The 25,113-nt window shown below is 64.2% G+C and carries 23 protein-coding genes and 1 tRNA gene; 8 read left to right on the forward strand and 16 right to left on the reverse strand.

Annotated features, from left to right (window positions below; translation table 11 throughout):
- Nucleotides 1-70: 70 nt before the first annotated feature.
- The 5 genes from glmM to ftsH all read right to left on the reverse strand — a co-directional run bounded on the left by glmM (nucleotide 71) and on the right by ftsH (nucleotide 6,106).
- Nucleotides 71-1,423, reverse strand: a complete 1,353-nt coding sequence (glmM, locus tag DMR_RS12280; protein ID WP_015861238.1) for a phosphoglucosamine mutase — start codon at nucleotides 1,421-1,423, stop codon at nucleotides 71-73.
- 28 nt (nucleotides 1,424-1,451) lie between these two features.
- Entirely contained in the window at nucleotides 1,452-2,348 is an 897-nt protein-coding gene (locus tag DMR_RS12285) for a CdaR family protein (RefSeq protein ID WP_015861239.1), read from the reverse strand.
- A complete protein-coding gene (cdaA, locus tag DMR_RS12290) occupies nucleotides 2,345-3,112 on the reverse strand; it encodes a diadenylate cyclase CdaA (protein ID WP_015861240.1) in 768 nt (255 codons plus the stop codon). The genes DMR_RS12285 and cdaA overlap by 4 nt, the downstream gene beginning before the upstream one ends.
- A gap of 29 nt (nucleotides 3,113-3,141) precedes the next feature.
- A complete protein-coding gene (gene folP / locus DMR_RS12295; RefSeq protein ID WP_043600617.1) occupies nucleotides 3,142-3,993 on the reverse strand; it encodes a dihydropteroate synthase in 852 nt (283 codons plus the stop codon).
- 85 nt (nucleotides 3,994-4,078) lie between these two features.
- Complete coding sequence (gene ftsH, locus DMR_RS12300) at nucleotides 4,079-6,106, reverse strand: ATP-dependent zinc metalloprotease FtsH (RefSeq protein WP_015861242.1); 2,028 nt, start codon at nucleotides 6,104-6,106, stop codon at nucleotides 4,079-4,081.
- Nucleotides 6,107-6,306: 200 nt separating this feature from the next.
- On the opposite strand from ftsH, the gene DMR_RS12305 reads away from it, so the two are divergent.
- The 5 genes from DMR_RS12305 to DMR_RS12325 all read left to right on the forward strand — a co-directional run bounded on the left by DMR_RS12305 (nucleotide 6,307) and on the right by DMR_RS12325 (nucleotide 11,667).
- Complete coding sequence (locus tag DMR_RS12305; RefSeq protein ID WP_015861243.1) at nucleotides 6,307-6,678, forward strand: response regulator; 372 nt, start codon at nucleotides 6,307-6,309, stop codon at nucleotides 6,676-6,678.
- Nucleotides 6,675-8,078 carry an HD domain-containing phosphohydrolase gene (locus DMR_RS12310; protein ID WP_015861244.1) on the forward strand — a complete coding sequence of 468 codons (1,404 nt, stop codon included), beginning with the start codon at nucleotides 6,675-6,677 and terminating at the stop codon, nucleotides 8,076-8,078. Before DMR_RS12305 ends, DMR_RS12310 begins: the two co-directional genes overlap by 4 nt.
- Before the next feature lie 8 nt (nucleotides 8,079-8,086).
- Nucleotides 8,087-8,737, forward strand: a complete 651-nt coding sequence (locus DMR_RS12315; protein WP_015861245.1) for a Crp/Fnr family transcriptional regulator — start codon at nucleotides 8,087-8,089, stop codon at nucleotides 8,735-8,737.
- Nucleotides 8,738-8,849: 112 nt separating this feature from the next.
- Nucleotides 8,850-10,760: an anaerobic carbon-monoxide dehydrogenase catalytic subunit gene (gene cooS, locus DMR_RS12320; protein WP_015861246.1), complete on the forward strand. Its 1,911-nt coding sequence runs from the start codon at nucleotides 8,850-8,852 to the stop codon at nucleotides 10,758-10,760.
- A gap of 4 nt (nucleotides 10,761-10,764) precedes the next feature.
- Entirely contained in the window at nucleotides 10,765-11,667 is a 903-nt protein-coding gene (locus DMR_RS12325; RefSeq protein WP_015861247.1) for an ArsA-related P-loop ATPase, read from the forward strand.
- 226 nt (nucleotides 11,668-11,893) lie between these two features.
- Here the strand turns inward: DMR_RS12325 and DMR_RS12330 are convergent, their stop codons facing one another.
- The 10 genes from DMR_RS12330 to DMR_RS12380 form a co-directional block, all read right to left on the reverse strand.
- On the reverse strand, nucleotides 11,894-12,814 hold the full coding sequence (locus tag DMR_RS12330; RefSeq protein ID WP_015861248.1) for a manganese-dependent inorganic pyrophosphatase: 921 nt from the start codon (nucleotides 12,812-12,814) through the stop codon (nucleotides 11,894-11,896).
- Nucleotides 12,815-12,985: 171 nt separating this feature from the next.
- Complete coding sequence (locus DMR_RS12335; protein ID WP_081429612.1) at nucleotides 12,986-13,621, reverse strand: PTS sugar transporter subunit IIC; 636 nt, start codon at nucleotides 13,619-13,621, stop codon at nucleotides 12,986-12,988.
- A gap of 98 nt (nucleotides 13,622-13,719) precedes the next feature.
- A complete protein-coding gene (locus tag DMR_RS12345; RefSeq protein ID WP_015861250.1) occupies nucleotides 13,720-14,178 on the reverse strand; it encodes a PTS sugar transporter subunit IIB in 459 nt (152 codons plus the stop codon).
- Between the two features lie 2 nt (nucleotides 14,179-14,180).
- Nucleotides 14,181-14,618 (reverse strand): PTS sugar transporter subunit IIA, encoded by a 438-nt coding sequence (locus DMR_RS12350; protein WP_015861251.1) that lies wholly within the window; start codon nucleotides 14,616-14,618, stop codon nucleotides 14,181-14,183.
- Nucleotides 14,619-14,875: 257 nt separating this feature from the next.
- Nucleotides 14,876-15,763 carry an RNase adapter RapZ gene (gene rapZ, locus DMR_RS12355; RefSeq protein WP_015861252.1) on the reverse strand — a complete coding sequence of 296 codons (888 nt, stop codon included), beginning with the start codon at nucleotides 15,761-15,763 and terminating at the stop codon, nucleotides 14,876-14,878.
- Nucleotides 15,764-15,851: 88 nt separating this feature from the next.
- Nucleotides 15,852-16,301, reverse strand: coding sequence for a PTS sugar transporter subunit IIA (locus DMR_RS12360; RefSeq protein ID WP_015861253.1), 450 nt, complete (start codon nucleotides 16,299-16,301; stop codon nucleotides 15,852-15,854).
- On the reverse strand, nucleotides 16,302-16,850 hold the full coding sequence (gene hpf / locus DMR_RS12365) for a ribosome hibernation-promoting factor, HPF/YfiA family (protein ID WP_015861254.1): 549 nt from the start codon (nucleotides 16,848-16,850) through the stop codon (nucleotides 16,302-16,304). It abuts the gene before it with no gap.
- Between the two features lie 50 nt (nucleotides 16,851-16,900).
- Entirely contained in the window at nucleotides 16,901-18,331 is a 1,431-nt protein-coding gene (gene rpoN / locus DMR_RS12370) for an RNA polymerase factor sigma-54 (RefSeq protein ID WP_015861255.1), read from the reverse strand.
- A gap of 130 nt (nucleotides 18,332-18,461) precedes the next feature.
- A complete protein-coding gene (locus tag DMR_RS12375) occupies nucleotides 18,462-18,998 on the reverse strand; it encodes a KdsC family phosphatase (RefSeq protein WP_015861256.1) in 537 nt (178 codons plus the stop codon).
- A gap of 210 nt (nucleotides 18,999-19,208) precedes the next feature.
- Nucleotides 19,209-20,840 carry a CTP synthase gene (locus DMR_RS12380; RefSeq protein WP_043600621.1) on the reverse strand — a complete coding sequence of 544 codons (1,632 nt, stop codon included), beginning with the start codon at nucleotides 20,838-20,840 and terminating at the stop codon, nucleotides 19,209-19,211.
- Nucleotides 20,841-21,014: 174 nt separating this feature from the next.
- Here DMR_RS12380 and DMR_RS12385 point away from each other — a divergent pair, with 174 nt between their 5' ends.
- The 3 genes from DMR_RS12385 to DMR_RS12395 all read left to right on the forward strand — a co-directional run bounded on the left by DMR_RS12385 (nucleotide 21,015) and on the right by DMR_RS12395 (nucleotide 22,821).
- Nucleotides 21,015-21,827 carry a phosphoribosylformylglycinamidine synthase subunit PurQ gene (locus DMR_RS12385; protein WP_015861258.1) on the forward strand — a complete coding sequence of 271 codons (813 nt, stop codon included), beginning with the start codon at nucleotides 21,015-21,017 and terminating at the stop codon, nucleotides 21,825-21,827.
- Nucleotides 21,828-22,108: 281 nt separating this feature from the next.
- Nucleotides 22,109-22,642, forward strand: coding sequence for a nucleoside deaminase (locus tag DMR_RS12390; protein ID WP_052278990.1), 534 nt, complete (start codon nucleotides 22,109-22,111; stop codon nucleotides 22,640-22,642).
- 85 nt (nucleotides 22,643-22,727) lie between these two features.
- A tRNA-Ser gene (locus tag DMR_RS12395) sits at nucleotides 22,728-22,821 on the forward strand.
- A gap of 264 nt (nucleotides 22,822-23,085) precedes the next feature.
- Here DMR_RS12395 and DMR_RS12400 read toward each other — a convergent pair.
- Nucleotides 23,086-25,089, reverse strand: coding sequence for a B12-binding domain-containing radical SAM protein (locus DMR_RS12400; protein ID WP_015861260.1), 2,004 nt, complete (start codon nucleotides 25,087-25,089; stop codon nucleotides 23,086-23,088).
- Nucleotides 25,090-25,113: the final 24 nt, after the last annotated feature.

Below are 25,113 nucleotides of genomic sequence, written 5' to 3' on the forward strand. Positions count from 1 at the left end.
TCGCCTCGCGAAGTTAATTCGTTTAGATAAACAAGTCCAGCCCCAAAAGGGAGTTCCAGGGCTCCTCGGCTTAAGCCAGAGCCCTGGCCACCACCTCGGCCAGGGAGTCGCACAGCGACTCGACCAGGGCCGCGTCCTGGGCCTCGACCATGACCCGGGCCAGGGATTCGGTGCCGGAATAGCGCAACAGCACCCGTCCACGCCCGGAAAGGGTCGCTTCGGCGTCCTTGACCGCGGCTTCGATGGCCGGGGCCTCGCTGAAAGGGATTTTTCGGGCCACGGGCACGTTGACGAGTTTTTGCGGAAACGGGGACAACAGCGTGGCCAGTTCGGACAGCGGCTTGCCCTTGCGCACCATGATCTTCATGAGCTGTAGGGCGGCCAGGGTGCCGTCGCCGGTGGTGCTATGATTTAAGAAGATGAGATGTCCGGACTGCTCGCCGCCAAACACCGCGCCCTGGGCCCGCATGGCCTCGACCACGTAGCGGTCGCCCACGGGGGTTCGCAGCAGCCGGCCGCCGTGGTCCTTCATGAACACTTCAAGGGCCATGTTGCTCATGACCGTGGCCACGAGCAGATTACCTGGCAAAGCCCCCCGCTCCATAAGATCCAGGGCGCAGATAGCCATGATCTGGTCGCCGTCGAGAATCCGCCCCTTTTCGTCGGCCACGATGACCCGGTCAGCGTCACCGTCCAGGGCTATGCCAATGTCGGCCTCGGCCTCGGCGACCATGCGGGCCACCTGCTGGGGGAAAAGCGAACCCACCCGCTGGTTGATGTTGGAGCCGTCGGGATCGACGCCGATCTTGATGACCTTGGCCCCGAGTTCCTCGAAGACCTGGGGGGTCACCCGGTAGGCCGCGCCGTGGGCGCAGTCCAGGACGATCTTGAGGCCCTCGAAGTTGACGTCCAGGGGGATGGAATTTTTGAGAAACACGTTGTAGCGGCCGGGGCTGTCCTCCAGCTTGAAGGCCCGGCCCACATGGTCGGGATCGGGCAGACGCCAGTCCTGGGCATACCCCTCGACCCGGGCGGCGATCTCGGCTTCCACGGCGTCGGGGAGCTTAAAACCCATGTGGTCGAAAAACTTGATGCCGTTGTCGCAGGCCGGGTTGTGGGAAGCCGAAATCACCACGCCCACGTCGGCCCGCATGTCGCGGGTGAGAAACGAGATGGCCGGCGTCGGCAACGGCCCGGTCAAAAAGACGTCCATGCCGGCGGCGCAAAAGCCTGAGGACAGGGCGTATTCGTAGATATAGCCGGAACGTCGGGTGTCCTTGCCGATGAGCACCTTGTGGCGGCGGCTGCCGTTTCGAAAGTGCAGGCCGGCCGAGAGAGCCAGGCGCATGACCACGTCCGGGGTCATGGGATAGGCGTTAACCCGTCCGCGCAGTCCGTCGGTGCCGAAAAGCTTGTTGTCCATTCCTTGATTCGGCCGGTTCACGCCGGCCTCATTTGACGGTGAGGGAAACCTTGTCGGGCTTGGCTTCAATGAGCTCGCAGCCCTGGGGCATCTTGACCCGGTAGGAAGCCTCGTACTTGCCCGGCTGGATGTCGGCAGCCAGTTCCAAGGCGGCCTCGACCAACCCCGGGAAATCCTTGTCGCCGATGATGGCCGCCGGTCCCTTGACCCGCAGCGTGACGGCCTGGGGCGAAACCTCGGCCTCTCGGCCCTTGGGTTTTTTGACGGCCAGCGGCGCGCGCAGCGTGATCTCCGATTCCTTGGCGGCAAAGCCCATGACCACCTGTACGGCCGGCGGCGAGGCATCGACGTCCTCGGGCACGTCCAGGGGCACCCGTTCGTCGTAGCGCGCCGGAATCGGCTGGGGCACGGTAATGGGCTGGGTACGGATCTCGCTGATCTTGTCGAGCTTTCCGGCCGGCCCGGACAGGCGCACGGATTCGGGCACGGCCCGCACCGCCGACATGGAATACCCGTCCGGGAGCGATGACCGCAGCATCACCTTGACCGGCACGGTCTTGACGGCGCGGCGCTCCACCTCCAGCTCAAGCCGGGCCGGGCGTATCTCCACGGCCTCGTAAACCTTTGGCAAAACGATATTTCTGGCCTCAAAAAGGACGATGTTGCGTCCCGGAACAATCTTGGACAAGTTGAGGTTGTAGACAAGCTGGGTCTCGTCGATCTTGCGGGCCACGCCTCTTGGACCGCGCACCAGCACGTCCACCGCCCCCAACATACCGGATTTGATGTAGAGGTCTTCGGGCAACCCCGTCATCTCCACCCGCATGGGCATCCAGGCGTCGACTTTTTCCCGGCCTGTGACCAGATACCAGCAAAAAAGCGACAAGGCCAGGGCCAGGGCCAGGTATTGCCAGTTCGATTTCATGGGCGTTTGGCCGTGAGGTTCCACAACATGTTTTTAAGCGTCAACTCGTCCACCGGGGAGATGAGCTTGCCCCCTTCGGCCACCGACACCACGCCCCGTTCCTCGGAGACCACAACGGCCAAGGCGTCGGTTTCCTCGGTAATGCCCAGGGCCGCCCGGTGGCGGGTGCCCAGGCTCGCGTCCAGGGGCACGCCGGCGATCAGCGGCAGGATGCAGCCGGCGGCGGCCACAGTATCACCCTGGATGATGACCGCTCCGTCATGGAGCGGCGTGTCCGGGAAAAAGATGGTGCCGAGCAGTTCGCGGCTCGGTCTGGCCATGAGTTCCACTCCCCGCTGCACGTAGTCGCCAAGGGGCACCAGACGCTCGAACACAATGAGCGCCCCGGTGCGAGAGCGGGCCATCTGGAACACGGCCAGGACAATGGCGTCAAGGGCCGCCTCGGATACCTCCTCGCGCCGCCTGGCCCGGAAAAACCCGCGCGTCCCCACTGACGACAACCCTTTGCGGATGTCGGCCTGAAACAGGATGATGATGACCAGGAAAATGGAGCCGAGGAAGTTGGTCAAAAGCCAGTGCAGGGTGTTGAGGCCAAATAGGTCGGAAAGATAGTAGACCACGAGGATCAAGAGAAAACCGTGGAGCACCGTGGCAGCCCGTGTGCCGCGAACAAGAAGCAAGGCCTGGTAGAAGACGAAGGTTACGGCCGCGATGTCCAGGAGATCACGCCAGGACAGGTGGAAGTTGTCAAAAAAGCTTCCCATGATGGTACGGTCCTGCGGCGAAAGCCGGCTCAGCCGGCCAGGGCGGCGGCCAGGCCCAGGGCTTGTTTGACGGCGGCGACGTCGTGGACGCGGTGCAGGCGCGCCCCGCGCCCGGCGCACAGGGCCGAGGCCACGGCCGTGGCCACGGTGCGCTCGCCCACGGGCAGCCCAAGGAGCGCGCCGAAAAACGACTTGTTGGACAGCCCGAGATAGACCGGCCGGCCAAAGACCGTAAACCGTTCAAGATTGCGCAAAATTTCCAGATTGTGCTCCGAGAGCTTGCCGAAACCGATGCCGGGATCAAGGACCACATGGTCCTCAGGCAGCCCGGCCCGAGTCAGGCGCGTGAGCCCCTGTTCGAAATAGGCCAGGATTTCGCCGATTACATCGTCGTAACGGGGGTCGCGCTGCATGACGTCAGGCCGGCCTTTGGTATGCATGAGCACGTAGCCGGGCTGGCGCTGCGCAACGACCTCAAGCAGCGCCGGATCGAAAGCCAGCCCCGACACGTCGTTGACCGCGCAGGCTCCGGCGGCCAGGGCGGCGGTGGCGCAGCCGGCCCGGTAGGTGTCCACGGCAATGGGCATGTCCGGCAGTCGGCGGGCAAGCTCGGCGATGACCGGCACGACCCGGTCGATTTCTTCGGCGTCGGTGACAGGCGCGGCCCCGGGGCGGGTGGACTCGCCGCCGATGTCGAGCATGTCGGCCCCTTCCCCGGCCAGACGCAGGCCATGGGATACGGCGGCCGCCACGTCGCCGTGGCGGCCGCCGTCGTAGAAGGAGTCGGGCGTGGCGTTGACGATGCCAATGACGCGGTCCCCGGAGCAGTCCAGGGTCCGCCCGCCGCCCAACCGCCAGATCGAGGCCATGTCCTGCTCCATGGAGTCGCCAGGGCCGCTTATGGGCGCAGTGGAACGTATCTGTCGCATGGTGGGCCGCATAGGCCGGCCAAGCCGCTGGCGCGAGCTACTTCGATTCCTTGCCCTGGCCCTGGCCGGAGCCGGCGTGGCCGGAGGAATCCTCGGGCTGCTGGCCGTCGTCAGGCTCCAGGGTGAACTCGTCGCCTGTCCCCGTGGCTGTCTCAGCCGTCGTCGCCTGGGCGGTGGCGGCTCCAGAAGCGGTTTCGGGCCCGCTCGCCGGCGAGGCGGCGGCGGAAGTCCCGGCCGCCCCGCCCGGTTTCCCGGCCGGGGCTTCCTGCGGGGGGAGTTGTTCACCCCGCAGCAACATGTCGATGTCGGCTCCGGAGATGGTCTCGCGTTCCAGCAGCGCCTTGGCCACGGCTTCCAAGGCTTCGGGCTCGCCTTCAAGGATGTTTTTGGCCCGGCGATAAGCCGATTCCACGATCTTGCGCACCTCGGCGTCGATCTGGCGCGAGGTCTCCTCGCTGAAGTTGCGGTGGTGCACCAGATCCTTGCCAAGGAATATCTCGTTTTCGCTCTCGCCGTAAGAAAGCGGCCCCAGCACCTCGCTCATGCCCCAGGAGCAGACCATCTTGCGGGCCATGTTGGTGGCCCGTTCGATGTCGTTGCCGGCGCCGGTGGTCAACTGGTTGAGCACGAGCTCCTCGGCCACCCGGCCGCCCATGAGCACGGCCAGATTGTTTTGCAGGAAGTCGCGGGAATAGTTGTGCCGGTCGTCAACGGGCAGCTGCATGGTGATGCCCAGGGCCATGCCGCGCGGAATGATGGAGACCTTGTGGATGGGGTCAGTGCCGGGCAACTTCTTGGCGACCAGGGCGTGGCCGGCCTCGTGGTAGGCGGTGGTGCGCTTCTCGTCATCGGTGAGGATGAGGCTGCGACGCTCCTTGCCCATGAGCACCTTGTCCTTGGCGTGCTCGAAGTCGGCCATGTCCACCCGATCCTTGTTGATCTTGGCGGCCTGCAAGGCGGCTTCGTTGACCAGGTTTTCGAGGTCCGCGCCGGAAAAGCCGGGGGTGCCCCGGGCCAGGACCTCAAGATCGACGTCCGGGGACAGGGGCGAACGGCGGGTGTGGACTTCAAGGATGCGCCGACGGCCGCGTACGTCCGGGGTGGGCACCACGACTTGCCGGTCGAAGCGGCCGGGCCGCAGCAGGGCCGGGTCCAGGACGTCGGGGCGGTTGGTGGCGGCAATAAGGATGACGCCTTCGTTGGATTCGAAGCCGTCCATCTCGACCAGGAGCTGGTTGAGGGTCTGTTCGCGCTCGTCGTGGCCGCCGCCCAGGCCTGCGCCGCGCTGCCGGCCCACGGCGTCGATTTCGTCAATGAAAATCAGGCATGGGGCATTTTTCTTACCCTGCAGGAAGAGGTCGCGGACCCGGGCCGCGCCCACACCCACGAACATCTCGACGAAATCCGAACCGGAGATGGAAAAAAACGGCACTCCCGCCTCGCCGGCCACGGCCCGGGCCAACAAGGTCTTGCCGGTGCCGGGCGAGCCGACCAGCAGCACGCCCTTGGGGATGCGCCCGCCAAGACGGGTGAATCGCTTCGGGTCGGAAAGAAACTGCACCACCTCGGTCAGCTCTTCCTTGGCCTCGTCCACGCCGGCCACGTCTTCAAAGGTGATGCGCGTCTGTTCTTGGGTGATCATACGGGCCCGGGAGCGGCCGAAATTCATGGCCCGGCCGCCGCCGCCCTGCATCTGGCGCATGAAAAAGATCCATACGCCAACCAGCAGGAGCATGGGAAACCAAGACACGAGCAGCGTCATGTACCAGGGCGATTCCTCGTCCGGTTCGGCCATGACCTCGATCTTTTTCGCCATGAGCGAGCCGACAAGATTCGGGTCCTCGGGGGCATACGTCAAAAACTTGCCGCCGCCCGTTGCCACGCCCGTGATTTTTTTGCCCTGGATCTTGACGGAGACCACGTCTCCGGCATTCACCTTCTGCATGAATTCGGAATAGGAGAGCTTGGCGCTTTGGCTCTGGGGCTGGTTAAACAAGTTGAACAGGACGACCATGACCAGGGAGATGGCCGCCCAGAGCATGAGATTTTTCGCGAAGCTGTTCAAACTGGAGTCCTCCAGGGGACGGATGGGGCCGAAGCGGCCCGTTGGTTGTATAAGGCAAAAGTCCTAACACAGGGCCGCCCGACCTGTCCACGCGGGCGCAAACGCCCCCGCCGCGCGCCCGGGAAGGCTTGCCAAGGATTCCGATGCCTCATATGTTCACCTATGGTAAGTATCGAGGCCAGGGCCGGCAAGGAGTAGTAATGGCCGAAAAACGAATTTTGACCGTGGATGACTCGGTGAGCGTGCGTTCCCTGGTATCCAGCGCCCTGCGCCAAGCCGGTTTCGACGTGGTCGAGGCCGTGGACGGCGCCGACGCCCTGGACAAGGTCAACAGCGGCTTCGACATGGTCATCACCGACATCAACATGCCCAACATCGGCGGCATCGAGCTGCTGGGACTCTTGCGGGAGCGGCCCGACACCCGGTTCACGCCAGTCCTCGTCCTGACCACGGAATCGCAAAAAAACCTGCGCGACAAGGCACTGGCCGCCGGCGCTTCGGGCTGGGTGGTCAAGCCCTTCGAACCGGCCAGCCTCGTGGCCGTGGTGCGACGCTTCATCGGCCGAACATGACGAACCCTTCTCCGCCCGAAACCGAGCCAAACCGCGCCGCCGACGCGGCCATGGCCGACGCCAGCGCCCTGCTCTTCCACGACGTGCCCGCGGCCGTGTATCTGCGCGCCTTGGACGGCGCGTTTCTGGAGGTCAACAACGCCACGGCCGCCCTTTTCGGCTATGTCGACCCGGCCGCCTTTCTGGCCGCCATGGCCGACTGCCCGGAACAATTCTACCTCGACCCCAATGCCCGGAAATCCGTTTTGGATGAACTCGCCGCCGGCGGCGTGGTGGCCGGCCGGCGCTATCAGGCCATGTGCGGCGACGGCTTCGTGATCTGGATCGAGGAATCGGCCAAACGCACGGTTTCACCTGCGGGAGACGTCTTTTATGTCGGCTTCCTGCGCGACGTCACCGAGGAAAAAAGCACGAGCTGGGCCTTGGCCGAGGCCGAAGAAAAATACCGCACCATTTTCGAAAACGCCGTGGAAGGGCTTTTCCAGATGACGCCGGCCGGACGCTTCGTCACGGTTAACGGCGCCTTGTCCCGAATGCTGCGTTTTGCCTCCCCCGAAGCTTTGACCGCCCTGGGCGACGCGGCGGCCAACCTCTTCACCCACCCCGAAGACCGGCAATTCCTCCACGCCGCCCTCAGCGAAACCGGTGTGGTCCGGGCCATGGAAACCGAACTGCGGCGCGGCGACGGCACGCGCATCTGGGTGTCTGTCCAGGCCAGGGCCGTGCGTGGCGGCGACGGCGCGGTGGTGCTCTACGAAGGCTCCATGGAAGACGTCACCGAACGGCGGCGCTCCCAGGAGGCCCTGCGCCACAACCTCAAGCGCACCAAGGCGCTGTTTCACCAGACCGTCAAATCGCTGTCCACCACCGTACGCTTCCGCGACCCCTACACCGCCGGCCACCAGGACTCGGTGGCCCGCCTGGCCACGGCCATGGCCAAGCGCCTGGGGCTTGACCGCGACGCCGTGGACTGCATCCAGGTGGCCGGCCAGCTCCACGACATCGGTAAGATCAGCGTGCCCGTGCGCTACCTGTGCAAGCCCGGCCGGCTCATCGGCCTGGAATGGGAATTCATGAAGCAGCACGCGGCCACGGGTTATGAAATTTTAAAGGACATCGACTTCCCCTGGCCCGTGGCCGAGATTGTCCTTTGCCACCATGAACGCCTGGACGGTTCAGGTTACCCCAGAGGCCTTGGCGGCGAAGAACTGTGCCAGCCGGCCCGTATCCTGGCCGTGGCCGACGTCCTGGACGCCATGGCTTCCAACCGCCCCTACCGGCCGGCGCTGGGCGTCTCTGTCGCCCTGGAGGAACTGGCCCGTCACCGGGGCACGGCCTTTGACGCCGACGCCGTGGACGCCGCCAGGGAAGCCGTGAGCGCCGGCGACGTGACCTACTGATCCCGCCCATGCGCCTGACCGATTCCGATCTCCTGCGCGACCTCGACAAACCCGAATTTGCCGCCGTGCGGGCCGCTTTCGTGCCCCGGCACTTCCCCAAAGGCCGGCAGGTGTACGCCCCGCGCGAAGCCCGCAATTCCCTGTTCATCGTGGCCAAGGGCCGGGCCAGGGTCTACCTGTCCTACAAGGACAAAGAATTCACCATGGCCATCCTGGACGTGGGCGATGTCTACACCACCCACACCCGGGCCTCGGTGGAAGCCCTGGACGACCTGACCATCCTCGTGGCCGAGTTGGCCGCCGTGCGCCGTTTCCTGGCCGACATGCCGGCGCTGACCTCCTCCATGGTCAAGGTGCTCGGCGATCTCTTGTCCCACGCCTTCTCGGTCATTGACGGCCTGGCCTTTCTCGACGTGCGGAAACGCCTCATCCAGCTGCTGCTCTACGAAGCCGAACGGGCCAGCGCCGACGCCGAGCACATCCTGTGCTTCTCCCATGGGCTCAACATCGAACAGTTGGCCACCATTGTCGGCTCCTCCCGCCAGACCGTGTCGTCCCTCTTAAATGTCCTCGAACGCGACGGCGTCATCGAGATGCGCGCCCGGGGCGTCATCTGCCTGCCCGACTTGGCCCGCCTGGAAGCCCTGGTCCACGAGTAGTTTCAGAGCGCCTTTGTCGGCAATCTGACAGACACGGTCGTCCCCGGATCGTAACCAAGGCCAAACGTCCGCGCGCGCCGGGTCCCCCGGCCTCGCGCCAAGGGAGGATGGCATGGCCAAGGATACGAGAACCATCGAGGAACTGTCGCCGTGGGAAGATGCCCGCCGGATGCTTGCCAAGGCAAAGGACGAAGGCATCGCCACGGTCTGGGACCGGTTGGCCGAACAGACGCCGCATTGCACCTTTTGCGACCAGGGGCTGACCTGCAACAAGTGCGTCATGGGGCCTTGCCGGGTGAACCCCAAGGGTCCCAAGCGCCAACTTGGCGTGTGCGGGGCCGACGGCGACCTGACCGTGGCCCGCAATTTCGGCCGGTTCGTGGCCGCCGGCGCGGCCTCCCATTCCGACCACGGCCGCGATCTGCTGGAAGCCCTTGAATCCGTGGGCCAGGGCACGGCTCCGGGCTACGCCGTGCGCGACGCGGACAAGCTGGTCCGGCTGTGCGCCGAAGTCGGCATCGAAACCAAAGGCCTGGACGCTCCCGACCAGGCCAAGGCCCTGGCCGAGCACTTTTTCGAGGACTTCGGCACCCGCCGCCCCGCTCTGTCGCTGCTCTCCCGTGCCCCCAAAAAACGCCGGGAAATCTGGGACGCCGCCCGCTCCACCCCGCGCGGCATCGACCGCGAGTGCGTGGAAATGCTGCACCGCACCCACATGGGCGTGGACTGCGACCCGGTCTCCATCTGCCTGCACGCCGCACGCACGGCCCTGGCCGACGGCTGGGGCGGCTCCATGATCGGCACGGAACTGTCCGACATCCTTTTCGGCACGCCGCGTCCGGCCACGGTCGAGGCCAACCTCGGCGTGCTTCGCGCCGACAGCGTCAACATTCTGGTCCACGGCCACAGCCCGGTGGTCTCGGAAATGATCCTGGCCGCCGCCCGCGACCCGGAAATGGTCGCCAAGGCCAAGGCCGTGGGCGCGGCCGGGATCAACGTGGCCGGGCTTTGCTGCACCGGCAACGAGGTGCTCATGCGCCAGGGCGTGCCCCTGGCCGGCAACCACCTCATGACCGAGCTGGCCCTGGTCACCGGAGCCGTGGAGATGGTCGTGGCCGACTACCAGTGCGTCATGCCGAGCCTGGTGCAGATCGCTTCCTGCTACCACACCCGTTTCGTCTCCACCTCCGAAAAAGCCCGTTTCCCGGGCGGCACGCACCTGGAATTCACCCTGGAAAATGCCCGGGACAAGGCCCACGAGGCGGTGGAGCTGGCCATCGAGGCCTTCACCCGACGGGACGCCGGCCGGGTGGACATCCCGTCCGTCCCGGTGAGCCTGCGCACCGGCTATTCCAACGAAGCGGTCCTTGAGGCCCTGGGCGGTTCAGCCGAACCGCTGTTGGCCGCGATCAAGATCGGCCTAGTGCGCGGCGTGGTCGGCATCGTCGGCTGCAACAACCCCAAGCTGCCCCATGACGGGATTTTGACCGGGCTAGCCAAGGAACTCATCCGCCAGGACATCCTGGTGGTGGTCACGGGCTGCGCCACGGTGGCCATGGGCAAGGCCGGACTCATGACCACCGAAGGCCTGGAGCAGGCCGGGGTCGGGCTGGCCGAGTTCTGTTCCCGGTTCGATCTGCCGCCGGTGCTCCATGTCGGCAGCTGCGTGGACAACTCCCGCATCCTGGCCTTGTGCGGCCTGCTGGCCGATGCCCTGGGCGTGGACATCGCCGACCTGCCCGTGGCCGCCAGCGCGCCGGAGTGGTATTCGGAAAAAGCCGCCGCCATCGGACTTTACGCCGTGGCCAGCGGCATCATGACCCATCTGGGCCTGCCGCCCAACATCCTGGGCAGCGAACTGGTCACGGGCCTGGCCCTGGAAGGCTTGGAGGACGTCTTCGGCGCCACCTTCGTGGTCGAGCCCGACCCGGTCAAGGCGGCCGAGGCCATCAGCCGCCGCATCACGGCCAAGCGCCTGGCCCTGGGACTCAACGACCGTTTCGACGGCGCGGTTTTTTCTTAACGCTATGAACGACAATCCTGTAAGCGCCCCGACCGCAGCCCGTTTGTCCCCGGGTTCCTGGAACGCTTTGACGCAGGGCCTGCCTAGTTCGGACGGCCAACTCAGGCGGCCGGTCAGAAAAATCGCCTTTGCCGGCAAGGGCGGCGTCGGCAAGACCGCCCTGGCCGCGCTTTTCGGCGACTGGCTGGCCCGGTCGGGGCAGGACGTGACACTCATTGACGCCGACACGGCCCTGTCGCTGGGCGCGGCCTGCGGTCTGGAACCGGCCGCCCTGCCCGCCTCCCTGGCCGAGCGCGAGGATCTCGTGCGGGAGCGCATCGGCGACGGCGTCTATCTCAACCTGACGCCCCGGGCGGACGATCTACCCGAGGCCATCCGCGTCGCCGTCCCGGTCGGCCACGGGCCGCTCTACGCCCCCCGCCCCGGGGCCAAGCGGCTGCTGGTCATGGGCGGGGTCAGCGGCGGCGGCGCGGGTTGCGCCTGCGCCGCCGGCCATCTGCTCCAGGCCATGCTGGCCCATGTCCTGACCGCCCGGGACGCTTGGACGCTCATAGACTGCGAAGCCGGGGTGGAACATCTGGGCCGGGGCACGGTGGCCGATGTGGACGCCTTAGGCGTGGTCAGTGAAGCCTCGGCCCGGTCCCTGGCCGTGGCCGGACGGGTCGCGGCCATGGCCGGCCAGCTCGGGCTGACCCGGCAAGTCCTGGTTGTCACCGGGGTCGATCAGGCCGGGCTGGCCGCGTTGGCCGCCCTGCCGCCAACGCTGCCGGATGTCCGGGTCGCCTTCCCCTTCCTGCCAGGGCTGGCCGCCCGCCAGGCGACCACAGGCAGCGTGCTGTCCCTGCCCGAAGTCGGCTTGGCCGACGCCGCCTGCGCCGCCTTGGCCGAGGCCTTGGGACGGGTCTAAGCGGGGGCGCTTCGCGCCCATGGCTATGGCCAACAGCACCCGCTATCGCCCGATCGGGCATGGCGCGCCACGTTCTCTCGCCCGGCATGCGGACGCAGGAACCGCTCTTTCGTCGGCCACGACGCACGCCCCCCGGAGCACGACGACGCAACGACAGCCAAACATCCCACAAAAAAAGGGAGCGGCCCGGAAGCCGCTCCCTTTTTGGCGTTTACGCGCTCGAGAACTAGGCGAAAGCCTTCTCGAAGGGCGGCACGACCTGCTTTTTGCGGGACAGCACGCCGTCGAGCCACACGGAGTCGCCTTTCACTTCGACGCCGAAGGCCTTGGTCACGTAGCTGGGATCGTCGGAGACGATCAGCATCTCGGAACCTTCCTTCATGATGTCGGTCAACAGCAGGAAGACGCTGTGGCGGCCTTCGGCCTTGACCTTCTTGCACTCGGCCAACAGGTCGGCCTTGACCGGCTCAAGGATGGACAGATCGACGACTTCGAGCTGGCCGATGCCAACCTTCTTGCCGCCCATGTCGAAGTCCTTGTAGTCGCGGAAAACGAGGTCCTTGGCCGGGGTGCCGCCCACGGCGGACTTGATCTTGAACATCTCGACGCCCAGAGCCATGTAGTCGGCGACGCCAGCGATCTTGGCCAGGGCCTCGACGGCTTCCTTGTCGGCCGGGGTGCAGGTCGGCGACTTGAACATGACGGTGTCGGACAGGATGGCGCACAGCATGATGCCGGCCATGGGCTTGGAGATCTCGACCTTGGCGCAGTCGTACATCATCTTGACCACGGTGCAGGAGCAGCCGACGGCCTTGACCAGGATGTCCAGGGGATTGGAGGTGGTCACATCGCCCAGCTTGTGGTGGTCGTAGATGCCGATGAGTTCGCCCTTGGAGAGGTTCTCCAGGCTCTGGGCCAGATCGGAGTGGTCGACCAGGATGATCTTCTTGTCGGTGGCGTCGGTGACGATCTCCGGAGCGGCCACGCCGAACTTTTCGAGCACAAAGGCACTTTCGGGATTGAGCGGACCCTGAGCGGCGGCGATAGCGCCCATGCTCTGGGACTTGTTCATGAGATCGGCAACGGCAATGGCGGCGGCGACGGAATCGGTATCCGGATTTTTGTGACCAACGACGTAAACAGCCATGTCTTTTTCCTCCTGGGGGTTTGTCCAAGACCCTGACGGGTCGGCATCCGCGTGAGTAACTTGTGAATAATATCCCAATAGTCGTCTCTTGCCAAGCCCAAACCGGGCCGGGGCGACGTCTTTTTTCCCGAAAGTCCAGCCGGACCACAAGGCCGGCCATGTGAAAAAAGCCTAGAAAAACCGCCAAGCCACGGCCAAACCCATGCCGCCGGCCAAGGCGGCGTAGGCCGGACGGTAGCGCAGGGACAAGACCGCCCCCAGACTGCCGAGAATCCACAGCTGGCCCCAGCTCGCCCGTGAGGACGCAAGATACGGCCACACTTTGGGCAAGGCCACCGCAAAAAGGGCAATAAGGCCGGCCAGAGCCACGGCAAAGACCAGGCCTTGGATGACGACGGTGTTGACCAAGGCCCGGCGGATGAGTTTGCCCGGCTCAAAGGGGGCACGCTGGCGTTGGCGGGCGGCGGCGTAGCGAGAAAAGACGATGTTTTCCACCACCCGCTGGGCCCCCTCAAGGCCGGAAAACAACCGAGCCAGGACCGAAGTGGCCCCGGCCACGCACAGAGCCTCGGCCGGGGTGGTCAGGGAAAAGACGTGCATGAGCGACAATCCGGCCAGGGTGGCGGCGGCGGCGTTGGGCGGAATGTGGGTGCCGGCGGGAATGCCGTCGAGCCAGAAAAGCTCGTAGAAGATGCAGAGATTAAGGGTGGCGGGCAGATCGCCCTGACACAGGCCCCAGGCCAGACCGATGACCAGGGGGCGTTCCAGCAGGGCGGCGTTTACGGCAAAGCGGAACGAGGAGCACAGGACAAAAAAAAAGCGACGCCAAGGACGTGGAGCAAGATGTCGGCCTGATGGGTCATGGCATGGGCCTCGCGGGGGTTACCATTGGGGCGTGGGCCGGGTCAGACCCTGGGCTGGGCCGGATCGCCCGGCACGCAGCGGTAGTCCAGGCGTACGCCCTTGTCCCGGAAAAAATCCAGGCAGGACTCATCTTCCTTGGACAGGGCCACGTGGGGACAGACTTGCCTCTTGCCTGGGGCGTAGTGGAGATTGCCGAGATTCAAGTTGGCGAAATCGAACCCGTATTCGTAGGCGACCTGGGCATCGCGGCAACTGGCGAACAGGATCAGCGCCTCGGGCAGGTCCAGGGGCGCATGGCTGAAATAGCCGGCCAGATCGGCCACGGGCAGAAACACGATGGCCACGCCGTCGGGGATGGCCAGGGACATGATCTCCTGGCGGAGATGATCGGCGGCCAAGTCGTCGTTGACCACCACAATCCGGCTGGCGTGGGTAAACGGCAGCCAGGTCTCGATGATCTGGCCGTGGACAAGCCGGTTGTCGATGCGCACGAAGGCCATGGCTACCCCTCGGCCACCTTTTTGCGCAGCACCTCGCCAGCCACGACGATGCCCTGGCAGCCGGCCTGCTTGGCCTCCACGGCCAGGGTTTGCAGGGGGCGAGTGCGCGAACCCAAAATTTTGATGAGCATGGGCAGGTTGACGCCGGTGAGGACCTCAAGCTGCCCCGAACCCAAAAGCGACAGGCTCATGTTGGTGGGCGTGCCGCCGAACATGTCGGTCAGCACCAACACCCCACCGCCCTGGTCGGTGTCCTTGATGGCGGCCTTGAGCGCGGCTAGGGATTCGTCCACGGCCTTGGTCAGATCGACGCTGACGGCTTGGCAGTGCTGCTGGGGGCCGAGGATGAACTCGGCGGCGGCAATAAGCCGCGACCCGTAGTCGGTGTGGGTGACGACCACCACGCCAACGGGCGCGTCCTTGCGGGACTCGGCATTCATAGACAGGCATCCCGGAGCATGGCGCCCCCGTCTTGACGGTTTGAAACCGTCGGCATTGCTTTCTGCTTCCGGTCCGGCCGCGCCGCCCGAAAGCCCAAGGCCTCACACCATAGCGGTCTTTGAACGAGGCTACCGAGCCGACAAGGCTACCGGCCGTGACGGCACGCTGTCACCAAACACGAAAGTCCCTGGACCGGGCTCGCCGCCCCACCGCTCTCGCCGGCAACCACGTTGCCGCGGCGTTCAAAACCTAGAGTTTAGCCGCGTTCGATGTGCCGATGTTCAAGGGAGATATTGTAGCCAGCCTTGGAGAGCGTGTCAAAGACCGACTCGGCCACGGCCACCGAACGGTGGCGGCCGCCGGTGCAGCCAAAAGCCAGGGTCAGGCGGTAACGGCCTTCCTTGGCGTACAGCGGCAGCAGGTAGAGCAGAAATTCGGTCAGCCGGCGCAAAAACTCCCGGCCCGGCTCCTCGGCCAGGACGTAATCGCGCACCGCCGCTTCCTTGCCCGTGCGCTCGCGCAGTTCCTTGTCGAAATAGGGATTGGGCAAAAAGCGCAGGTCAAAGACCATGTCGGCCTCGGAGGGCGGGCCGTACTTGAAGCCGAAGCTCATGACGTGGACCTTGAGGGTTCCGGCGGTGGGCCGGATGGAGGCCCATTTTTCCTGGAGCTTGCGGCGTAGGTCGTGGATGGTGAAATGGGTGGTGTCCAGCACCATGTCGGCGGCGTCGCGAAGGGGCCGCATGCGTTCGCGCTCGGCCAGGGCGGCCTGCTCCAGGCCCATGTCGGCGCTTTCCAGGGGATGGGGCCGGCGGGTAGTGGCGTAGCGGCGGATGATCTCACCGTTATCGGCCTCGAAAAAGATGATCTGGGTAAGGTCCTGTTTACGCCGCACCTCGGCCAGGGTCGCGCCCCAGTCGGTGTCGAGGTCGGCCTGGCGCACGTCCATGCCCAGGGCCAGGCCCTTGTAGCGCTGGCCGCCCTTGTCGTCGAAAAGGCTCATGAGCTTGGGCACGAGGCTGACCGGCAACCCGTCCACGCAAAAAAAACCCAGGTCCTCGAAGACGCGAAGGGCTGTGGATTTTCCGGACCCGGACAGGCCGGTCAAGATAACGACGGGGAGTTCCCTGGCCGCATGTTCCATGGCATTCACCTTCCGGCCCAAGGGCTTAACAAATTTCCCGCGCGTTTGTGTGACAACAAACGCGCGGGAAACGTTTTTTCAGGGAGCCTTAGGCGGCGGCGAGCACCTGCCGCAAGGCCTCGTCGGTTTCGGCGGTCAGAAAGGCCCGCCGGAAGGATTCATCGGACAAAAGCCGCGAGATGTGGGCCAAAATGCGCAAATGCAGGCCCGCGACATGCTCGGGCGCGAGCACCAGGAAGAAGATGCGGCAGGGCTTGAAGTCCAGCGCATCGAAGCTGACGCCCGCAAGGCTTCTCCCGACGACGATGACGATGCGTTCGAGGCTCTCCATCTTGCCGTGGGGAATGGCCACCCCGTCGCCGATGCCCGTGGTTCCGAGGTTTTCCCGGTCGAGCAGCACCTGATGGGCGCGTTTGGCGTCAAAATCGGGCCACTGCTTCTTGATGGGGGCCACGAGCTCGGCCAACACTTCGGACTTGGACTCCGACGCAAGATTCCCGATGACGAACTCGGGCTGGAGATAGTCCTCTAACCGCATCTAAGCGCCCGTTCCAGGATCGATGAGGCCGAAGTCGCCGTTGCGCAGGCGGTAGATGACGTTGGGCCGTTCGGTTTCGGAGTTGATGAACACCAGGAATTCGTACTTGAGAGCCTCCAGCTGCATGGCGGCTTCTTCCACGGCCATGGGCTTGGGCTGATACTCGTCGGTTTCGATGATGGTGGGCACGCGGCCGCCGGCGGCGTCCTCGCTGATGCTGATGACGTCCATGCGGACCTGTTCCACGGTCTGGCGACGGCGGTCCTTTTGCTTCTCGCGGAACTTCTTGGCCTGGGCCTCGATCTTGTCGAGGATCAGGTCAATGGTGGAGTACATGTCCTCGGAGGTTTCGTGAGCCGAGATGTGCATATTGTCGGCCAGGAAGATGACGTCGGCCATCTGCCGGGTCTTTTCCACGGCCAGGTTGACCTGGACATCCGAGGTATCGGTGGACGAGGTGTACTTGCCAAGCTTTTCAAAGCGCTTCCTGGCATAATCGCGCAAATGATCAGACGGCTCGAAATTCTTGAAATTAAAGGTGATGTTCATAGAATCCTCCAGGCTGGCGTGGTGAGAGGCCGGAAACCCGGCCCGAAGCATCAGAAAACCGCCTTGCGCTTCGACGACGACTCGATTCCCATGGCCGTGCGATACTTGGCCACGGTTCGCCGGGCGATGTTGATTTGCAGTTCATCCTTGAGCATGTCGGCGATGGCCTCGTCGCTGATGGGCTTTTTGTCATTCTCGCCGGAAATAATGCGCTTGATCATGGCCTTGACCGACTCGGAGCCTACCGTGCCCCCGTCGTCGAGTTCCAGGGCGCTGTTGAAAAAGAACTTGAGTTCAAAGATGCCGTGGGGCGTGGCCACGTACTTGTTGGACGTAATGCGGCTGACGGTGGACTCGTGCATGCTGATGTCGTCGGCCACGTCCTTGAGGATCAGCGGCCGCAGCTTGGTCACGCCGTCCTCGAAAAATCCGCGCTGAAACTTCACGATGCTCTCCAGGACCTTATACAGCGTGCGCTGGCGTTGGTACAGGCTCTTCATAAGCCACATGGCCGAACGCATCTTGTCCTGGAGGTAGTCCTTGTCCTTGTCGTTTCGCGGCAGGCTGCCGTCGGTGTAGGACATGTTGAGTCCCAGGCGCGGCATCCCCTCCTCGTTGAGCAGGATGACGAAGTCCTCGCCGTACTTGTAGACGAAGGCGTCGGGGCTGACGTAGATCGGGTCCCCCGAACCGTAGCTGGCTCCGGGCATGGGATCGAGGGTCTGGATCAGCTCCAGGTATTCCTTGAGCTTTTCCATGGTCAGGTGAAATTTCTTGGCCAGGGGCTTGTAGCGCTTCTTTTCGAGATCTTCGAGATGCTCGCGCACCAGTTCGATGAGGATGGGATCGTCGTAGCCGTAGACTTCGATCTGAATGAGCAGGCATTCGCTGGGAGTGCGAGCGGCCACGCCCACGGGATCGAAGCGCTGGAGGCGGTGGAGCACCTTTTCGACATGCGCCGGGTCGGCGTTGGCCATGCCGGCGATTTCCTCGACCGTGGCCCGCAGATAGCCCGAGGAATTGAGGCTGCCGACGATGGTCTCGCCGATCTCCACTTCCTTGGCCGTGAAATTGGACAGGTGCATCTGCCAGCCGAGGTGGCCGTCGAGGGACGGCTTGGAGGCCAGGCGAGCGTCGAAAGCCATGCCCTCTTCGGGAACTTCCAGGTCGCGGGACAGGGACTGCTTGCTCGTGCTGGCGAAATCGCCAAGGTAGTCGTCCCACTCGGCGTTTTTGAGCAGCTCCTTTTCCATGGCCGCGTCGGCTCCCGTGGGGCCATTGTTGTCCTCGACCATGACGCGTTCGGGCTGGCGGTCCTCCTCGACGGATTCCTCCAGAAGAGGATTTTCCAAAAGCTCCTGCTGCACGCTTTCAAGCAGCTCCAGCCGCGACAGCTGCAAGAGCTTGATGGCTTGCTGCAGCTGGGGGGTCATCACCAGCTGTTGGGAAAGCTTGAGTTGCTGCCGCAGTTCCAGGGCCATGCTTACCGCCGTGCTCGAAAGTCGTTGACGTTACCGGGGTCGTCTCCGGGCTTTGCCCGGCTCAGGGCCACCCCGCCCAACAAAAACCATGCCACAATTGAAGCCTTGTGGCAATCGGCACAATCGGCCTTCAGCCGAGGAACCACTGGTAGGCCGCCTCCAGACGGCCCTTGGCGGCCAAAATGTAGCGCACGGCCTCGCGCACGGCGCCCTGCCCGCCTCCGCGCCGCGACACCCACAAGGCCAGATCGAGGATTTCGGGCTGGGCGTCGGCCACAGCCATGGGCAGACCGACCAGCTCCATGGGGCCGGCGTCCACCCAATCGTCGCCGAGAAAGGCGGCCTGATGCGGGGCCAGCCCGGCCCGGGCCAGGATGCCTTCCAGCACGGCCACCTTGCGGTAGTGGCCGGGGTGGTATTCCTCAATGCCCAGTTCCCGCATCCGGGCGGCCACGGCCGGGCTGTCCAGGCCGCTGACGACCGCCACGGCCAGCCCCGCCGCCTGGGCCGCCTTGATGCCTAAACCGTCGTGGACATGAAAACGCTTGGTCACCTCGCCCCGGGCATCGACGTAGATGCCGCCGTCGGTCATGACGCCATCGACGTCGAGCACCAGCAACTCCACGTCCCGGGCGCGCGCAATGGCCAGCTTGGCGTCTTCAGGCATAACAGCCTCCCTTGCGATGCGACGGCGGCATGGTTTGAACGCAAGGCCATGTCCCCAACCGCCGACAGGTGCAATCTAGCCCAAAAATCGCACCATGACCAGAAGATAAACGTTTTTAGCGCCTTGCCAAGCCATGCAGCCCTTTGGCCGAAAAAAAGTCCGGAGAAGCCGCCTTCCCCGGACCGTGCAATCTTTTTGCGCTTGGGCCGTCTAGCCCTTGTGCCGCTTGGCCGCGGCCACGAACTCGCGGAACAGCGGATGCGGACGCATGGGGCTGCTTTTGAATTCGGGATGGAACTGGCAGCCCAGGAACCAGGGATGGTCGGGCAGCTCCACCATCTCGACCAGTTCGCCGTCCGGGGACAGGCCGCTTAAGACCAAGCCGGCTTCCTCAAAATTGCCGGCGTAGGCCTTGTTGAACTCGTAGCGGTGGCGGTGGCGCTCGGAGATTTCCGACGCGCCGTAGGCGGCGGCCGCCTTGGTGCCCGGCGCGACCACGCAGGGATAGGCGCCCAGGCGCATGGTGCCGCCCTTGTCGCTGGTCGGGTCGCGGTGCTCGATGGTCTGGGTGCGGAAGTCGTACCACTCGCGCATGAGGTAGATGACCGGATGTTGCGTGGTCAGGTCGAACTCCTCGGAGTTGGCCCCGTCAAGGCCCAGCACGTTGCGGGCGTATTCGATGACCGCGCACTGCATGCCCAGGCAGATGCCGAAGAAGGGGATCTTCTTGGTGCGGGCGTATTCGATGGAGGCGATCTTGCCTTCCACCCCGCGCGAGCCGAAACCGCCGGGAACGAGGATGCCGTCAATGCCCGAAAGCGTGGCGGCCACGTTTTCCCGGGTCAGCTCCTCGGAGTTGACGTAAACGAAATTGACCGACACCCCGGCGTGGACGCCGCCGTGGACCAGGGATTCGTGAAGGCTCTTGTAGGCCTCCTTGAGGTCCACGTACTTGCCGACGATGGCGATGGACACCGTACCGACCGGGTTTTCCAGGCGGTACATGAGGTCGCGCCAGGGTTCGAGTTCGGCGTTTTTGGCCGGCAGGCGCAGTAAAATGGCGATCTTCTGGTCCACGCCCTCGCCGTAGAGGCGAAGCGGCAACTCGTAGATGCTCTTGACGTCCACGGCCGTGAACACGGCGTCGGCGTCGACGTCGCAGAAAAGCGCGATCTTCTGCTTGATGTCCCGGGCCAGATCCACTTCGCTGCGGCAGATGATGATGTCGGGCTGGATGCCGATGGAGCGCAGTTCCTTGACGCTATGCTGGGTGGGCTTGGTTTTGACCTCGCCGGCCGTGCGCAGGTAGGGCACCAGCGTCAGGTGGATGTAGAGCGCGTTTTCCTTGCCGAGTTCCATTCGCAGCTGGCGGATGGCCTCCAGGAAGGGCTGGCCCTCGATGTCGCCGACCGTGCCGCCGATTTCGATGATGGCCACGTCCTCGTCGGTGGCGACACCCAGGATCGAGCGCTTGATCTCGTCGGTAATGTGGGGAATCACCTGGACGGTGCCGCCCAGGTAGTCGCCCCGGCGCTCTTTCTGGATGACGCTGAAATAGATGCGCCCGGAGGTGAAGTTGTTGTTCTGGCTCATGGGCACGCCGAGGTAGCGCTCGTAGTGCCCGAGGTCGAGGTCGGTTTCGGCCCCGTCGTCGGTGACGTACACTTCGCCGTGCTGGAACGGGTTCATGGTGCCGGGATCGACATTGATGTAGGGATCGAGCTTCTGGATGGTGACCTTGAGTCCCCGGGCCTGGAGCAGCGCGCCGATGGAGGCGGCGGCGAGTCCTTTGCCCAGGGAGGACAGCACCCCTCCCGTAACGAAAATAAACTTGGTCTTCATGGCATGCCGTCCTTGTTTCACGGGTCCGTCCCGGCGACCCCGGCGGAATGCGCCAACCGCCGGGCCTGACGCGCGGGCGCGGTTGACGCGGCCGGTGCGGCCCCGTATGTTCAGCCGCGCAAAGTAAGCTTTCGGAAGCAATTTTTCAAGGAACCCTTGGGAGGATTTCCCCGTATGCCTCAGGTGCGCACCCTCGTGATCACCGGTTTCGGCTCCAACTGCGAGGTCGAATCGGCCCATGCCGCCCGCATGGCCGGGTCCGATGTTACCGACATCGTGTTCTTTTCCGACATCGTGGCCGGCCGGACACGGATCGACGCCTACAATTTTTTGATCTTTCCCGGCGGATTTCTCGACGGCGACGATCTCGGCGCGGCCCAGGCCGCGGCCGTGCGCTGGAAACATGCCCAAACCGCTGCGGGCGAGCCGCTGCTGGACCAGTTGCGCGCCTTTTTTGACGCCGACGGCCTTATCCTCGGCATCTGCAACGGCTTTCAGCTTCTCGTCAAGCTCGGCCTGCTGCCGGCTCTCGGCGGGGCTTACTTCGCCCGCCAGGTGAGCCTGGCCAATAACGACTCGGCCCGCTTCGAGGACCGCTGGGTGACGCTTTGCGCCAACCCGCAAAGCCCGTGCGTGTTCACCAAGGGGCTTTCGGTCATCGACCTGCCCGTGCGCCACGGCGAGGGCAAGCTCGTGCCCATGGAACCGGCCGTTCTCGACGAGCTCATGGCCAGCGGCGCGGTGGCCCTGCAATACGCCGACCCGGCCACGGGCGCGGTCACCATGGACTATCCGGCCAACCCCAACGGTTCGCCCCAGGCCATCGCCGGACTGACCGACCCCACGGGCCGCATCCTCGGACTCATGCCCCATCCCGAGGCCTTCAACCATCCGACCAACCACCCCGATTACACCCGAGGCGCGCGCCCGACCCTGGGCACGGCCCTTTTTGAAAACGCCGTGGCTTTCCTGCGCGCAGGGGCCTGATCGGACTTCACCGCCAGCTGACGGCCCGGCCGGGAGCTTCCCGCGCCGGGCCGTTTTTGCCGCCGCCCGAGAACGCCCGCCGGCCTGAGGCCAGCGCCGCCGCTCAACGTTGTAGCGAAGGTGCAGACTTCAGCCCGGCAAGGCGCTCCCCGCGTCCTTTTTGCCGCGAACACCCGGCGATCAGAAAAGTCGTGTGACCTTTGCCTCTGGCCAACATGCCGCCGCAACAAGAACCTCTACCGCCGCGCTCCCCTGCCAAGCGCGCCAGCCGGACAAACGCCATGGCTCTCGTTCCCGCCAAACGCTTCAACGCCGCTTTAGGCGAATTGCCCGCCCCGCCGCCGGGCTGGCCGGATTTCGAGGCAGTGATGGCCCTGGCCCTGGCCGAGGCCCGGGCAGCGGCGGCCGTGGGCGAGACGCCGGTTGGCGCGGTCCTGCTCTCTGCCGCGGGCGAACTGCTGGCCCGGGCCGGCAATGCGCCCATCACCACAAACGATCCCACGGCCCACGCCGAAATGCGGGTCTTGCGCCAGGCGGCGGCCAAGGTCGGCAACTACCGGCTGCCGGGCACGATCCTGGCCGTGACCCTGGAGCCGTGCCTCATGTGCCTGGGGGCCATGATCCACGCCCGGGTGGGGCTGCTCGTCTACGGCGCGACGGACCCGCGTTGCGGGGTCGTCGACTCCCGGCTCCCCGGCCCGGATCTGCCTTTTTTCAACCACCGTTTCAACGTGGTGTCCGGGATCAGGGCCGAAGAATGCGGCGGGATTTTGCGGAATTTCTTTCGGGAAAAGCGGCGCGGCGGCGCGGGTTGAGGCATGTTTGCGGCCCACGCGAAAAAATGCTTGCCAAGCGGCCGGGCCGAGGATAATTTCCCGACTCCCTTCCAGCTCTCTGTGCGGAGAGGTACCGAAGTGGTCGTAACGGGCCCGACTCGAAATCGGGTTGCGGGTTAATAGCCTGCACGTGGGTTCGAATCCCACCCTCTCCGCCAATCAATAAAATCAGCCACTTACAATCTCCAGCGACGTACAAACGCCGCTGTTTTTCTTGCGTCCAACAACGGCCTGCCCATCGACCTCTTTCCTCTCCCGCAAATAGCAATTACGCCCTCGCCCCGCAGCTATACACCGCCTCTATGTCCCCAGGGCTATATCCGGGGCATCGACAGCCCCTTGAAGACGGTTTTCAATGAATACGCTCTGTTTCGTCCTCACCTTGGCCCTTATTGTCGGTCTTCTCGGCCTGACCGAAATGTTTAATCGGCTGGCCAGGAGTTGACCATGGGTTCCGTCGTCCTTGCCCTTGAGGCGACCGACGCCGGCGCTTGGGCCTGGGCCAAAATAAACTCGGGATAGCTGGAGCGAAACAGTTGTCTGGCCTGCCCCAGGCTGGCCGCCAGGAATTCGCCGGCTGGGATGCCCGTTTCCTCCAGGCAGCGCTCCACCGCTTCAATGACGGCAAAGTTGAACGTCAGGCAGGCCGACTCCACGAGGGCCACAAGGGCCTCGACGTTCTTGTCGCGCACCAGCCGTCCCAGATAGCCGTTCAAGAAGCCGGCGTCCCAGGCGTACCCCAGGGCCTGGGCGATGACGACGTCGTTTATCCCGCCGTTTGCGCCGGGCTGATCGAGCAGGCCGGCCATGTTGAGGTGGCCGCCGGGCACACTGAAGGCCAGTACGGCCAGCCGGGCCTCCTCGGCGCTGCCGGTGGCCACGGCGCGGACCAGATGCGGTTGCGCCAGGGCGAAAGACAGCTTGGCGCAGGCATTGCCCTTGCGCCAGCGCTCCCGGGAGTGGGCGTCCAGCACCGCGCCAGCGGATGCTCCCGGAGCGCTCGCACCGCGCAAATAGTCGTCTATCCGTTGCAAAACGGCCATGTCTCCGGCCTTCCACAGCGTTTTGCATTGCGCATAATGCAATAAAAAAAGCGACTCCTGGGGCGTATTGAGAAAAAACGGCTGCAAAGATCCCAACACATACTGACAATGTTGGTAATCGACATAATCAGAATCCGAAAGCAGTTGTTTTTGAAATATGTCGCAACATTGCTCCATAATTATTGCAGTTTGCACTTCCTTGACGGCATAGCCGCAAATACCCAAACGTGTTTCTGGCTGCTCCAGTTCTCTCAGCTGTTGTTCGATGGCCGTTCCGCGATAGCAGGTCAATTTGGAATTGATGGATTGCAGTGATGGAAAATCAATTTCCTTCATGACGCTTATCGTCTGCCGCATCTCGGAAGCGCTGGTCCAGGGATCGAAGAAAATAAAACCAGGATTGATGGTGATGCCCAGATCGTTGAGGATGGCAATGGCCCGTATGTGCTCCTCAACGGTCTCCTTCTTGTTATAGCGATCGAGGACAGCCTGGGAAAACGATTCTATACCAAGAAAAACACCAGCTAGGCCGGCGGATTTCAGGACCTTGAGCAGTCGCTTGTCGATGGCTGAGGATCGACACATAAATCCAAAGCGGATGCAAGGCAGTTTGTCCCGCACAAGCTTGGCGAAGCGTTCGGCCCGCAGAAAGGAAGGTTTGGAGTTGAGGATGAAATTGTCGTCAACGAAATAGAAGTGGGCGATGTTGTATGTCTTATAGAGAAAACGCATCTCATCGACCACGTCGTCGATGTCCCGGGGCCGCCATTTTCTGATGGGACCGGCTTTGGGGATACTGCAAAAACTGCATCGGTACGGACAACCGCGCGAAGCGGCGACGCTGGCCTGGGCATGCATCTTGAGCTGCCAGGGCAACATGTCCCGGGCGGGCCAGGCAAGAGCGTCCACATCAAGGGCTTGCTCCTGGACAAGCTCCAACACGTCGCCAGACGCGGTGTCATCAAGCAAGGCCAACGCCTGCGGGACAAGCGCTTCGCCTTCCCCCCGAAGGATCGCATCCGGGCTGTAGCAAGCCAATTCCTCAGTCGGCAGGGAAGAAGCCAGAATGCCGCCGATCAGGATCTTGGCCCGGGGATGGCGCTTGCGGACCTGGGCGGCCAGGGTCACGCCTTGCCCGGCGTTCATGGCCGAAAGGCTCAGACCGACGTAATCCGGCGCGACGGCGTCGAGCACTTCTGGAACATGGTCCATGGCCTTGTCCACGAGGCTGCAGTCCCAAAGCGTCACGTCATGGCTCTTGCCCAGCTCCCGACGCACGGCGGCGGCGACATAGCCCAGGCCGAGACTTTCAAGGTGCAACTGAGCCCCGGTATCAGGATTGGGCGGCGGATTGAACAGCAACACCTTTTTGCGAATGGCCATATCCCCCGTCCTCCTGGCAAGGTA

This window comes from Solidesulfovibrio magneticus RS-1, assembly GCF_000010665.1.
In the GTDB taxonomy this organism is placed as follows: Bacteria; Desulfobacterota; Desulfovibrionia; order Desulfovibrionales; family Desulfovibrionaceae; genus Solidesulfovibrio; species Solidesulfovibrio magneticus.